16 protein-coding genes are annotated in these 12698 nt (G+C 65.4%); 3 read left to right on the top strand and 13 right to left on the bottom strand.

Annotation, left to right across the window (positions count from 1 at the left end):
• Positions 1-33 precede the first annotated feature (33 nt).
• Together yhbY and NMB96_RS15405 are read left to right on the top strand one after the other, a co-directional pair.
• Positions 34-339 carry a ribosome assembly RNA-binding protein YhbY gene (gene yhbY / locus NMB96_RS15410; protein WP_006453307.1) on the top strand — a complete coding sequence of 102 codons (306 nt, stop codon included), beginning with the start codon at positions 34-36 and terminating at the stop codon, positions 337-339.
• A gap of 15 nt (positions 340-354) precedes the next feature.
• The gene (locus NMB96_RS15405) at positions 355-735 is read left to right on the top strand and encodes an Mth938-like domain-containing protein (protein ID WP_023903744.1); all 381 of its coding nucleotides are present in this window, start codon (positions 355-357) and stop codon (positions 733-735) included.
• Positions 736-903: 168 nt separating this feature from the next.
• Here the strand turns inward: NMB96_RS15405 and NMB96_RS15400 are convergent, their stop codons facing one another.
• From NMB96_RS15400 to surE, 4 genes are read right to left on the bottom strand one after another with little or no spacing between them, the layout of a single operon-like run.
• A complete protein-coding gene (locus NMB96_RS15400; protein ID WP_023903743.1) occupies positions 904-1680 on the bottom strand; it encodes a peptidoglycan DD-metalloendopeptidase family protein in 777 nt (258 codons plus the stop codon).
• Positions 1677-2291 carry a YqaA family protein gene (locus NMB96_RS15395; RefSeq protein WP_006453310.1) on the bottom strand — a complete coding sequence of 205 codons (615 nt, stop codon included), beginning with the start codon at positions 2289-2291 and terminating at the stop codon, positions 1677-1679. Before NMB96_RS15395 ends, NMB96_RS15400 begins: the two co-directional genes overlap by 4 nt.
• A gap of 18 nt (positions 2292-2309) precedes the next feature.
• Positions 2310-2990: a protein-L-isoaspartate(D-aspartate) O-methyltransferase gene (locus NMB96_RS15390; protein WP_184408417.1), complete on the bottom strand. Its 681-nt coding sequence runs from the start codon at positions 2988-2990 to the stop codon at positions 2310-2312.
• Complete coding sequence (gene surE / locus NMB96_RS15385; RefSeq protein WP_023903742.1) at positions 2987-3766, bottom strand: 5'/3'-nucleotidase SurE; 780 nt, start codon at positions 3764-3766, stop codon at positions 2987-2989. The genes NMB96_RS15390 and surE overlap by 4 nt, the downstream gene beginning before the upstream one ends.
• 99 nt (positions 3767-3865) lie before the next feature.
• Here surE and NMB96_RS15380 point away from each other — a divergent pair, with 99 nt between their 5' ends.
• Positions 3866-4405 (top strand): Smr/MutS family protein, encoded by a 540-nt coding sequence (locus tag NMB96_RS15380; RefSeq protein ID WP_043889168.1) that lies wholly within the window; start codon positions 3866-3868, stop codon positions 4403-4405.
• A gap of 196 nt (positions 4406-4601) precedes the next feature.
• Here the strand turns inward: NMB96_RS15380 and truD are convergent, their stop codons facing one another.
• The 9 genes from truD to NMB96_RS15335 form a co-directional block, all read right to left on the bottom strand.
• Positions 4602-5705, bottom strand: coding sequence for a tRNA pseudouridine(13) synthase TruD (gene truD / locus NMB96_RS15375; protein ID WP_023903740.1), 1104 nt, complete (start codon positions 5703-5705; stop codon positions 4602-4604).
• Positions 5706-5955: 250 nt separating this feature from the next.
• On the bottom strand, positions 5956-6447 hold the full coding sequence (ispF, locus tag NMB96_RS15370; protein WP_023903739.1) for a 2-C-methyl-D-erythritol 2,4-cyclodiphosphate synthase: 492 nt from the start codon (positions 6445-6447) through the stop codon (positions 5956-5958).
• 140 nt (positions 6448-6587) lie between these two features.
• Complete coding sequence (gene ispD / locus NMB96_RS15365; RefSeq protein WP_255085205.1) at positions 6588-7352, bottom strand: 2-C-methyl-D-erythritol 4-phosphate cytidylyltransferase; 765 nt, start codon at positions 7350-7352, stop codon at positions 6588-6590.
• Positions 7349-7711 carry a cell division protein FtsB gene (gene ftsB, locus NMB96_RS15360; protein WP_006453318.1) on the bottom strand — a complete coding sequence of 121 codons (363 nt, stop codon included), beginning with the start codon at positions 7709-7711 and terminating at the stop codon, positions 7349-7351. Before ftsB ends, ispD begins: the two co-directional genes overlap by 4 nt.
• 3 nt (positions 7712-7714) lie before the next feature.
• On the bottom strand, positions 7715-9007 hold the full coding sequence (eno, locus tag NMB96_RS15355) for a phosphopyruvate hydratase (RefSeq protein WP_006453319.1): 1293 nt from the start codon (positions 9005-9007) through the stop codon (positions 7715-7717).
• 125 nt (positions 9008-9132) lie between these two features.
• Positions 9133-9375, bottom strand: coding sequence for a hypothetical protein (locus NMB96_RS15350; RefSeq protein ID WP_043889762.1), 243 nt, complete (start codon positions 9373-9375; stop codon positions 9133-9135).
• A gap of 116 nt (positions 9376-9491) precedes the next feature.
• Positions 9492-10322 carry a 3-deoxy-8-phosphooctulonate synthase gene (kdsA, locus tag NMB96_RS15345; RefSeq protein WP_023903736.1) on the bottom strand — a complete coding sequence of 277 codons (831 nt, stop codon included), beginning with the start codon at positions 10320-10322 and terminating at the stop codon, positions 9492-9494.
• A 203-nt stretch (positions 10323-10525) separates the two neighbouring features.
• A complete protein-coding gene (gene pyrG / locus NMB96_RS15340) occupies positions 10526-12190 on the bottom strand; it encodes a CTP synthase (protein ID WP_023903735.1) in 1665 nt (554 codons plus the stop codon).
• Positions 12191-12380: 190 nt separating this feature from the next.
• On the bottom strand, positions 12381-12623 hold the full coding sequence (locus NMB96_RS15335) for a hypothetical protein (RefSeq protein ID WP_006453323.1): 243 nt from the start codon (positions 12621-12623) through the stop codon (positions 12381-12383).
• Positions 12624-12698: the final 75 nt, after the last annotated feature.

The raw sequence follows: 12698 nt of genomic DNA, 5'->3' as shown, positions 1-12698 counted from the left end.
CCCTGAACACCCTTTGCTTCCCTTTGATCCTGCATGTCCATTGTTCTCACCTCCGCCCAGAACCGTTTCCTGCGCGGCCAGGCCCACGATCTCAAAGCACTGCTGCAAACCGGCGGCAAAGGGGTCACGCCTGCATTTCTGGCCGAACTCGAGGAAGTGCTCGAGCGCCACGAACTGATCAAGGTGAAGGTGGCATCGGAGGATCGCGAGGCCCGCGACGCCATGATTGCCGACATTACCCAGAAGACCGGCAGCGCGCTGGTGCAGCGGATCGGCCATGTCGCCATTCTTTACCGCCCCAGCAAGGAAAAGCGTCAGATCGTGTTGCCGCGCGGCTGACCCGACGAGTTCGTTATGCCTTTAAGCCAGGAACATCCCGACTACACCTATGCGCTGCGCGCGGCCGATGGCCGCCACGCCAAGGTGAACGAGCGCATCTTGCAGCAGAGCTTCATCCTGATGCCCGACGAACTGGTCGAACGCTGGCCGGTGCCCAGCCTGGAACAGCTCCGGTCCGGGCATATGGACGCGGTGCTGGCGCTGGCCCCGGCGGTGATCCTGCTGGGCACCGGCGAGCGCCAGCAGTTTCCGACCACCGATGTCCTGGCGGCCTGCCTGACGCGCGGCATCGGGCTGGAAGCGATGACCAATGCGGCCGCGGCGCGCACGTATAACGTGCTGGCCAGCGAAGGCCGCCGGGTGGCGTTGGCGATGATTCTGGAAGGCCGGGATTAGGGAGTCGGGATTGGGGTTTCGTAAACGCGGGCTGGAGCAGGTTTCGCTCTCAGGCGAACAGCGGCCGCGACGCCTCAAACCATTTCCCGGCCGCTAGAAAGTGCCTTCCACGCAGCACTATCAGCTCAGCGCCGTTGCCGTTGCGAATCCCGAATCACCACTCCCGAATCACTTCTTCGGCAAGTACAGCAGCGGATCGACCGGCTTGCCGTTGTAGCGAATTTCGAAGTGCAGCATGTCGCGGGCGGCACCGCTGCGGCCCATCTCCGCGATCTGCTGGCCGGCCTTGACGCTCTGGCCTTCGTTGAGCAGGCGCTTGCGGTTGTGCCCATAGGCAGACAGCCACTGATCATTGTGTTTGATGATGATCAGCTCGCCATAGCCGACCAGGCCGGCGCCGGAATACACCACCACGCCATCGGCAGCGGCACGTACCGCCTGCCCGCTGGCACCGGCGATATCTACGCCCTGCTTGGTGGTCTCGCCAGCGACGAAGGTGCCGACCACCACGCCATCAGCCGGCCAGCGCCATTGGAATCCACTACTGACAGGCGCAGCGATCGGTGCAGTCGGCCGCGGCGGAACCACCGTGCCGGCCGTCGAGGTGCTGCTGCCCGGCCTGCTGGCACTACCCGGATACAGCTTGAGCGTCTGGCCGGGATAGATGGTGTTCGGTGAAGACAGCCCGTTCCAGGCGGCCAGATCCGGCGCAGTGATATTGGTCCGGCGCGAAATGGCGTACAGCGTGTCGCCGCGCTGGACGGTGACGGTCGCACCTGGGCGCGGCACCGACGCACGCGCAGCCGCGGACGGACGAGAGGATGACGAACCACCGCCGGTGCCGGACGAACGCACCACCGTGGCGCTGCTGCAGGCGGTGAGCCCGATGGCGACCACGAGCATGACTGCTGTCTTACGTACCGAATTCATCTGCAACGTGCTCATCCGTTCATTGTCTTCCACACCAACCACCCTGCTCCCGCAGCCAGGACAGCCATGGCCACCCAGCCCAGCGGCTCGATCCAGCGATGCAACGCTGCTTCGGCGCGTGCGCCACCCAACCGGATCGCGCCGGCCACCAGATACACGCGCTTGCCGCGCCCCACCAGCATGCTGGCGATGAAGGGCAGGATCGGCACACCGACCACGCCCGAGGCCCAGGTAAAGATCTTCAACGGAATCGGGGTGAAACCCACCAGCACCAGCGCCCAGAAGGCCTTCCACGGCGACTCGGCCACCAGCGCGCGCAGCATCTCGATCTGCGCCTGGATCTTCACGCTCCAGCCCAGCCATTCGATCACCGGCTGCAATGCGGCAAAGGCGAAATGGCCGAGCAGATAGCCGACCAGCGCGCCGCACACCGAGCCGATCAGGCTCAAGGTGGCGAACCACAACGCACGCTTGGGCTCGGCCAGCGACATCGGCGCCAGCATCACCTCCGGCGGCACCGGGAAGATGAAGCCCTCCACGAAACTGAGGCCGGTCAGCAGCGCGGGTGCGCGCCGATTGCGCGACCAACGAATGGCCACGTCGTACAACGGCCCGAAGATCTTCATCGAGGAACTCTCATGGATTCAATCCAGCATGCCCGACAACAGCGGGACGAACGTGACCGGCGCCAGAACCTGCTGTTCGATCGCGCCATCGGCACCACGTGTGAGTTGCACTAGGGACTGCGAGGACGCGCCACCGACCGGTGCGACCAGCCTCCCGCCGACCGCCAATTGATCGACCAGCGCATCGACCAGCGCCGGCGCGGCAGCCGTCACCACGATAGCGTCGTAGGGGCCGTGTTCGGGCCAGCCGATGCGGCCGTCGTCGTGCTTGCTGCGCACGTTCATGCCCAGATGGCGGAAGCGCTTGCGCGCCTGCCGTAGCAGGTCGCCGATGCGCTCGACGGTGTAGACCTCCAGGCCCAGCGCGGCCAGGATCGCGCCCTGATAGCCGGAGCCGGTGCCCACTTCCAGCACTTTTGTCGGCGCAACCTGCAGCACCGCCTCGGTCATGCGCGCGACCACCCAGGGCTGCGAGATGGTCTGGCCGTGGCCGATCGGCAATGCGGTGTCTTCGTAGGCGCGCGAGGCCAGCGCTTCGTCGATGAACAGATGGCGCGGCACGGTACGCACCGCGTTGAGCGTGGCCTCGTCCTGGATGCCGGCCTCGCGCAGGCGCTCGACCAGCCGGTCGCGCACGCGTTGCGAGGTCATGCCGATCCCCACCGACTCCGGTTGCAGCAGACGCAGCCTCGGCGTCATGCCGGTGCGTCCAGTGCGGCAGTCAAGCCACCGACCCAACCGGCGACGGTTTCCAGCGCCTGATAGCGGGTGAGGTCGACATGGATCGGGGTGATCGAGATATGCCCGGTGCGCACGGCGTGAAAGTCGGTGCCGGCGCCGGCGTCCTGTTCGGGACCGGCCGGGCCGATCCAGTACACGGTACGGCCGCGCGGATCGCGTTGCGGCACGCAGGGCTCGGAACGGTGGCGGTTGCCGAGCCGGGTGACTTCGAAACCGAGCACATCCGACCAGGCCAGATCCGGCACGTTGACGTTGAGAATGGTGTCGGCGGGCAAGGGATCGGATTTGAGCCGCGCCACGATCTCCACCGCTGCGCGCGCGGCGGTTTCATAGTGATGTGCTTCGTGGTTGTGCGTCACCAACGAGACCGCCACTGCGGGCAAGCCGAGAAAGCGGCCTTCCATCGCGGCAGACACAGTGCCCGAATAGATCACGTCGTCGCCCAGATTGGCCGAGTTATTGATGCCGGAAACCACGATGTCCGGGTCGTAATCGAGCATGCCGGTCAGCGCCAGATGCACGCAGTCAGTCGGCGTGCCGGCCACCGCGCAGGTCTGCGCGTCGATGCGGCGGGTGCGGATCGGCACGTCCAGCGTCAGCGAATTGCTGGCGCCGGAGCGGTCGCGGTCGGGGGCGACCACCATCACTTCATGACCGGCACGCCGCAGCGCCTCGGCCAGAATCTGGATGCCGGGGGCGTCGACACCGTCGTCGTTGCTAACCAGTACGCGCATGGGACTCCTCGGAAAACCGGGTCATGATACCGGATGCGTCCCTCGCCTTCGCGCTTGATCTTCGCTTGCACCTGAGGTTGGGCACGTTACGCTGTGACCATGTCGCATCCTGAAGACGAAGACGACGGCGCGTTGTTCCGCGCAGCGATTGGCGCGGTCAAGCCGATTCGTGAAGTCGCACCCCCGGCCAACGCCAAACCGCGCCCGAAGCCGCGCGCGCGCATGGCCGAGCGCGACGACGCCGAAGCGCATACCGAATTCGCACGTCTGCTGCGCGACAGCGCGCCGTTGGAGGCGGGCGACACCGCCAGTTATCGGCGCGAGAATCTTCCCACCCGCTTGTTTCAGCGGCTCAAGCGCGGCCAGTTCTCGATCCAGGACGAACTGGATCTGCATGGCGCCACCGCAACGCAGGCCGAATCGTTGTTGCGGCAGTTCCTGCTCGATGCGCATGCGCACGAACATGGCTGCGTGCGCATCATCCACGGCAAAGGCCTGCAATCCGATAACGGCGCGCCGGTGCTGAAGAACCTGATGGACCGTCTGTTGCGCCAGCGCAACGATGTGCTGGCGTTTCATTCGGCGCCGACCACGCAAGGTGGTACGGGGGCGTTGTTGGTGTTGTTGGCGCGGCGTTAGGCCGATTGCGCGACGAACGGCTGATGTGAGTCGTGGCCGACGCTTACGCCAAGTGAGGCGTTACCGGGCATGCCTCTCGCGGCCAGGGCCGCTCCTACGTGAGGTGACGCGTTCGCCAAGCAACACCTATTGAAGATTTCCATCGCGGGCTAGGCGCCCTGCCGCGCGGCGACCGGCGACCGGCGACCGAACAGGCTTACGCGTCGGAACGCACGCTGGCGTTGAAGCGACCTGCGTCGATCACCTCACCCAGCTCCCACAGCACCGCGGTGGCGTAGCAGCCCGGCGGCAGTGCGAATTCGACCTGCAGGGTCTGCGCATCCAGCCAGCGGTAGTCCAATCCTTGCGGGCGCAGACGCAAGGCGCGGCGCTCCTGCTTCAAGCCAGCGGCTTCCAGACCGATCCGCAGCGCCTCGGATTGCGGATCGGACAACGCGCCCTGCTCCACTGCTGCAGCCTGGTCGGTCGAGCGCAGCTCACCCACGCCCCATAACGGGCCACTGGGGTGGATATCGAAACGCGCCAGCCGCTCGGCCAGCACATCGCTCCACGGCTCGGGGCCGAACACGCTGCGTGAGCCATCCAGCATCCAGGCCTCGCCCTCCAGCGCGGCGTCCCAACTGCCCTGCTCCACGCGAGCGATGAGCACGCGATTGAACAGTGCCGAGCGCGCCGCCGATAGCAGCATCGAGCGTTGATCGTTGCGCAGACGCCGCTTCGGTGCCGGCACCAAAGCCCCCTCGGCATCCTGCATGTAGCCGAACATCGCCAACGCCGATGCCACGTTGCCGCCATCGCGACCAAAGCGTTGTTCGCCAAACCAGTTGGGAATGCCGCGTGCAGCGATCGCCTGCAAGCGTTGCTCGATCGCGCCGCGTTCGCCCTGCACCTGGCGCAGCGTCAACACGAAGCGATTGCCGTGCAGCGCGCCGCGTTGCAGCTTGCGGTTGTGCCAGGTGCTGTCGACCACCTGCATTTCGTCGTCGTCGAGCGCAGCGATGTCCGGCGCAATACGTTTTGGCAGATGCACGCTGAAACGCTGCGTGGTCACCGCATGGCGATCCTTCAAGCCGGCGTAGCTGACGCCCATTTCCGCAATGCCCGCCCACAGCGCAAGTTTCTTGGCGATATACGCGGTGTTCTGGCCACGTTTGCGCACGCTGAGCAACAGGTGCTCGCCTTCGCCGGAGGCTTCGAATGCCGGCAGCTCATCGACCTGAAAATCTTCGGGCGTGCTGCGCATTGCTGCGCCAAGGACCGCAGCGCCATGCGCGCGCGGCAGAACAGAGGTGTCGCTCATGCTGTGGTTACCTTCGCGCCGACGTGTCGTGCGCTGTGTGCCGAATGCCTCGGCGCGGTGGTGTCGCGTTGCAACGTCGAGGCGAGCCCGGCGTGCGTGACTACGAGTTAGAGCGGCTAAAAACCTGGCCGGCAGGCGTCAGGTGAGTGTGGACGGCACGCTCGGAACCGCAGGGTACGCGTGCTACATGCTGTAACGAGCATCGGTCGCGCCCGCCTGACGATGAGCGCCGTTGTTTCGTTGGTCGCCGTCAGGCTGCGATCCTGCCGAGCAACACCGCCGCCTGCGCAGCGATGCCCTCGCTGCGACCAGTGAAGCCGAGTTGTTCGCTGGTGGTGGCCTTGACGCTGACCGCATCGAGCTCGATCGCCAGCAGCCCGGCGATGCGTTCGCGCATTGCGAGCGCATGCGGGCCGATCTTGGGACGCTCGCAGATTACGGTGATGTCGGCATTGCCCACGCGCCAGCCACGCTCGCGCAGCAAGTGATCGCAGTGCTGCAGGAACTGCGCGCTGTCGGCGTCCTTCCAGCGTTGGTCGGACGGCGGGAAATGCTGGCCGATATCGCCCAGCGCCAGCGCGCCCAGCATCGCATCGCATAGCGCGTGCAGCACCACGTCGCCGTCGCTGTGCGCGAGCACGCCATGGCTGTGCGCAACGCGCACCCCGCCCAGCATCACGTGGTCGCCCGCGCCGAACGCATGCACGTCGTAGCCCTGACCGATTCGAACATTGAAAGACATGGGAATTCCGTGGTGAGTGAGAGTGCCCAGCAACAGGGAGCAAGCTGTCGTTTAGGTCGACATGGACGTTGCAAAGCAGTGTACGAGTGGCCTACACAGCCGGGTCCGCAAACCGGCCTCGCAATCGTTCGACAGCCGCTCTAAACGTCGTGATTGGCACCGGCAAACACCGCATCGTTGCGTGTAGCCACTAATTCGGCATCCACCTCAACGCCGCGACGTGCCAGTTCGAATTCGAAGCGTGCCAGGTCAACCGGCGTGGTCACCTTGAAGTTGTCTTCGGCACCTTCCACCAACAACGGGCGCAATCCCAGCCGCTCCATCGCCATCGCCTCGTCGGTCACGTCCACGCCAGCGGCCGACGCTTCGGTAAGGCCGCGGATCAGTTGATGGCGGCGAAACAGCTGCGGGGTCAGCGCGCGCCACAGACACTCGCGCGGCTCGGTGGCATCGATGCCGCCATCGTCGCCGGCCCGCTTGAGGGTATCGCGCACCGGTGCGGCCAGGATCGCGCCGACCGGATCGCCGCGACCGATTTCCAGCAAGCGCTCCAGATCGGCCAGCGCCAGATTGGGACGTGCGGCATCGTGCACCAGCACAAAGTCATCGGCGCGCACGCTCTCGGGCAAGGCCAGCAATCCAGCCAGCACCGATGCGGCGCGGGTCACGCCGCCCACGCAGGTCAACACCGGCTTGGACTGCACCGCCGTCCAACCCGGCCAGTCGGCATCGTCGGGCGCGATCGCCACGACAATTCCGGCCACCACCGGATGCGCTGCCAGTGCCGCCAGCGTGTAAGCCATCAAAGGCTGACCAGCAGCATGCAGATATTGTTTGGGGGTCTGTCCACCAAAGCGCGTGCCGCGCCCGGCGGCCGGCACGATCGCCCAGATCGAACCGGTCATGGCTGTTCCGCCGGAGCGGTTGCAGCGGGCGCCTCGGGTTCGATCGACGGCGCGGCCACTGCGGGCGGCAGCGGCGGCGCATCCTCGACCACGCGATAGAACGTCTCGCCGGGTTTGATCATGCCCAGCTCGCTACGCGCGCGTTCCTCGATTGCCGCCTCGCCGTCCTTCAAATCCTTCACCTCTGCTGCCAACGCCTGGTTGCGTTGGCGCAGACCTTCGTTGTCCTGTGTCTGATGCGCGACCTGGGCTTCCAGCATCATGACTTCGCCGGAATTCCCAGGCCCGAACCAGAAGCGGTACTGCAGCCAAGCCAGCAGCACCGCCAGCACCAGCAGTAGCCAGCGCCAGTTGCGCACGGCTTATCGCTTGATCGAAACGAACGCGTCGCGACCGGCATAGCGTGCGCCGGAGCCCAACGCCTGCTCGATGCGCAGCAACTGGTTGTACTTGGCGACGCGATCGCTGCGGCACAGCGAGCCGGTCTTGATCTGCGTGGCGGTGGTGGCCACGGCGATGTCGGCGATGGTGGTGTCTTCGGTTTCGCCCGAGCGGTGCGAGACGATCGAGGCGTAGTTGGCCGCATGCGCCATCGCGATGGCTTCCAGCGTCTCGGTCAGCGTGCCGATCTGGTTGACCTTGATCAGGATCGCATTGGCGGTGCCCGAGTCGATGCCCTGCTTGAAGATCTTCGGATTGGTGACGAACAGATCGTCGCCGACCAGTTGCACCTTCTTGCCGACGCGATCGGTGAGCAGCTTCCAGCCGGCCCAGTCGTCCTCGGCCAGGCCGTCTTCGATGCTGATGATCGGGTACTGCGCAACCCAGTCGGCCAGGAAGTCGACGAACTGCTCGCTGGTCAGGCGCTTGTTCTCGCCGACCAGGTTGTACTTGCCGTTGTCGTAGAACTCGCTGGAGGCCACGTCCAGGCCCAGCAGGATGTCTTCGCCTGCGGTGTAGCCGGCCTTGCCGATCGCCTCGAGAATGGTGTCCAGCGCTTCGACGTTGCTGCGGAAGTCCGGCGCAAAGCCGCCTTCATCGCCCACTGCCGTGCTCAGGCCATGGCCCTTGAGCACCGACTTGAGCGCGTGGAAGATTTCGGTACCGGCACGCAGCGCTTCGGAGAACGAGCTGCAGCCGACCGGCAGCACCATGAACTCCTGGAAGTCGACGTTGTTGTCGGCGTGCGCGCCGCCGTTGATGATGTTCATCATCGGCACCGGCAGCGACACATCGGATTCGGTAATGGTGGACAGGTACTGCCACAGCGGCTGCTTGCGCGAGGCGGCCACGGCATGCGCGGCGGCCAGCGACACACCCAGCAGCGCGTTGGCGCCCAGGCGGCCCTTGTTCTCGGTGCCGTCCAGGTCGATCAGGCGACGGTCCAAGCCCTGCTGGTCGGCCGCATCGAAGCCCTTGAGCGTCTCGGCGATGGTGCCGTTGACGTTCTGCACCGCATGCAGCACGCCCTTGCCCAGGTAGCGGGTCTTGTCGCCATCGCGCAGCTCCACCGCTTCCTTGGTGCCGGTCGAGGCGCCCGAGGGCACAGCGGCGCGGCCGAACGAGCCGTCTTCCAGCGTGACTTCGGCCTCCAGCGTGGGATTGCCGCGGGAGTCGAGGATTTCGCGGGCGAGGATCTTGGCGATAGTGGTCATAGGAACGATCGGTTACCAGTAAGGGGGGAAGTACACCGGAAACAAGCTGCGGGATTATCGCCGCACACCGGCACATTGCCAAATCGCATGCAGCCGTCGCACGCAACCGGCCGGCGAGCATGCCGCTAGGCCATCAAGCCCAGCAGCGGTAAACCAGACAGCAGCAGCAAGACCGACAGCAACACCAGCGCAACGATCGCTGCGCCGGATTGGCGAGCCAGCCGCAACGCCAGCGGGCCGGCGATCAGGCAACTTGTGATCGCTACCGCAGCCAGCAGCAGCGTGACCAGCATTGGCACCCGCGTGGCCCGCATGGCATGGTCGCCGTCGCCCGGCATGCCCATGCTGGCAGCGACCAGCACCGTCATCGCGGCCATGCACGCCCACGCGGTGATCGATGCGACCAGCGCGATCCAGCCCCAAGGCCAGTGGCGCCGCTGCCGACGCTGGCGGCGCGACGCGGCCAGCGCCCAGGGATCGGAACTCATGCGAAGCGCGCGAACCCGTGCTTTTTGGTGACGGCATCCAGTTCCATCAGGGTCTCGAGCAGCTCTTCCATGCGGTCCAGCGGCCACGCGTTGGGGCCATCGGACAGCGCCTTGGACGGATCCGGATGGGTTTCGGCAAACAGGCCGGAAATGCCCACCGCCACCGCAGCACGCGCCAGCACCGGCACGAACTCGCGCTGGCCGCCGGAGCTGGTTCCCTGCCCGCCCGGCAACTGCACCGAATGGGTGGCATCGAAGACGACCGGGCAGCCGGTGTCGCGCATGACGCTCAGCGAGCGCATGTCGCTGACCAGATTGTTGTAGCCGAACGAGGCGCCCCGCTCGCAGACCATGATCTGCTCGTTGCCGGTCGACTTGGCCTTGTCGACCACCGGCTTCATGTCCCACGGCGCCAGGAACTGGCCCTTCTTGATGTTGACCGGCTTGCCGGCGGCGCAGACGTTCTTGATGAAGTCGGTCTGGCGCACCAGGAAAGCCGGGGTCTGCAGCACGTCGACGACGGCGGCGACCTCGTTCATCGGGGTGTATTCGTGCACGTCAGTCAGCACCGGCACGCCGATCTGCTGCTTCACCGCAGCCAGCACCTTCAGGCCCTCTTCCAGGCCAGGGCCGCGGAAGCTGGTGCCAGAGGTGCGATTGGCCTTGTCGAAGCTCGACTTGAAGATGAAGTTGATCCCCAGCCTGCCGGTGATCTCCTTGAGTTTGCCGGCCACGTCGAGCTGCAGCTGCATCGACTCGATCACGCAGGGGCCGGCGATCAGGAACAACGGCTGATCCAGGCCAACGTCGAAGTCACACAGTTTCATCAGGTCACCTATTGGTTAAGCCCCTCTCCCACCGGGAGAGGGGTTGGGGTGAGGGTAAGGTTGGCGAAGCGCTGGTGAAGCCCGATGGTTTGCCCTGGCTGGCGCGTGGCGACGCGTTCGTCATGGTTGCCATCTTCCGGTTTACTGCGGCGCCCCTCATCCGGCGCTGCGCGCCACCTTCTCCCGATGGGAGAAGGAAAATTTCACGCGCGCGCTTCCTTCAACAACTTGCCGCCCGCCTTCTTCTCGCGCGCGGCGCGCACGAAGCCGATGAACAGCGGGTGCCCGTCGCGTGGTGTGGACAGGAATTCCGGGTGCGCCTGGCAGGCCAGGAACCATGGGTGCGTCTCGCGCGGCAACTCCACCATTTCCACCAGCGTGTCGTCCATCGACTTGCCGGAAATCACCAGGCCGGCATCTTCCAGCTGGGTGCGGTAGCGGTTGTTGAACTCGTAGCGATGCCGATGCCGCTCTGCCACCACGTCCTTGCCGTACACCTCGCGCGCCAGCGTGCCCGGTTTCAGGCGCTGCTCCTGCAGACCCAGCCGCATGGTGCCGCCCAGATCGGACTTCTCGTCACGCTTTTCGACTTCGCCGGTGGCGGTACGCCATTCGGTGATCAGGCCGATCACCGGGTGCGGCGACTGGCGATCATTCTCGGTGCTGTTGGCCGCATCCAGATTGGCGACATGGCGCGCATAGTCCACCACCGCTGCCTGCATGCCATAGCAGATACCGAAGTACGGCACCTTGTGCTCACGCGCGTACTTGGAAGTCTGCACCTTGCCTTCGAAGCCGCGGTCGCCGAAGCCGCCCGGCACCAGAATGCCGTCGATGTCCTGCAAGGCGGCCATGTCGCTGCCTTCCAGATCCTGCGCTTCCAGCCACTTCAGATTGACCTTGGTGCGCTGGCGCAGGCCACCGTGCCGCAATGCTTCGGCCACCGACTTGTAGGCGTCCTGATGATCGACGTACTTGCCGACCACCGCAATGGTGACTTCGTCCAGCGGATGCTTGACCGCATCCACCACCGCAGCCCATTCGGACAGATCGGCCGCGGCGACCTTGTCGCGCAGCTTGAACTGGTCGATGACCAACTCGTCCAGGCCCTGGCGGCGCAGTTCCAGCGGCATGCCGTACAGCACGTCGATATCCGGGCAGCTGATCACCGCGCGCTCGGAGACGTTGGTGAACAACGCGATCTTGCGACGTTCCGAATCCGGCACCGCCTGCTCGGAGCGGCACAGCAGCACGTCCGGCTGGATGCCGATCGAGCGCAGTTCCTTGACCGAATGCTGGGTCGGCTTGGTCTTCAACTCACCGGCAGCAGCGATGTACGGCACCAGGGTGAGGTGCATGAACATGGCCTTTTCGGCGCCGCGCTCGGTGCGCACCTGGCGAATCGCTTCCAGGAACGGCAGCGACTCGATGTCGCCCACGGTGCCGCCGATCTCGATCAATGCGACATCGAAACCTGCGGTGGCCTCGTCGATGCAACGACGGATTTCGTCGGTAATATGCGGAATCACCTGTACGGTGGCGCCCAGATAATCGCCGCGACGCTCCTTGCGGATCACGTTCTCGTAGATCCGGCCGGTGGTGACGGAGTTCTTGCGCGAAAGGCGCGTGCGCACGTAGCGCTCGTAGTGGCCCAGATCCAGATCGGTCTCGGCACCGTCGTCGGTGACGTAGACCTCGCCGTGCTGGAACGGGCTCATCGTGCCCGGGTCCACATTGATGTACGGGTCCAGCTTCATCATCGTGACCTTCAGGCCACGCGCTTCAAGAATGGACGCAAGCGAAGCGGCCGCAATGCCCTTACCCAACGAGGACACTACGCCGCCTGTAACAAAAATCAGGGGGGTCATGGGGCTTGAAGCCTCCCGGAAAGCCATAGTTTAGCGGGTGACGGACGAATGCCCAAGGGTTGCGTGACGCCGCTGCGATCACGCAGTGACAAACGCGCGCCGCGTGGGCCGCAAATGCAGACGCCCCGACCTGGGCCGGGGCGTCTGTGAAGCAGATGACCGATGTGAAGCCTGCCGATGCGCAGCGCGATCAGCGCGCCGGCTTCTTTTCTTCCTCTTCCTCGGGCAGCGCGGCATCGGCCTTGGGCTTCTGCGCGGCAGCGGCGGCACGGCGCTCTGCCTTGCGCTCGGCTTCGGTCTTGGCCTTGGCGTCGTCGGCCTTCTGCGCGGCGGCGCCCTGACCGGTCTGCTGCGGAGCGGCCTGGGCCATGGCAGGAAGCGCCGCGACTGCAGCCGCACCCAGGGTGAGCATCAGAATGTGCTTGAACTTCATGGTGTCCTCCGGTTTCGGTGACATCCTCAGGTGGGGACGTTTGGTTCCGAATCCAACGCCAGGGTATCCAGCCGC

The sequence above is a fragment of the Xanthomonas hortorum genome (assembly GCF_024339125.1).
Lineage (GTDB): Bacteria > Pseudomonadota > Gammaproteobacteria > Xanthomonadales > Xanthomonadaceae > Xanthomonas > Xanthomonas hortorum.
Note: the sequence above shows the minus strand (reverse complement) of the source record. Positions and strands in the feature narration are given on the sequence as shown.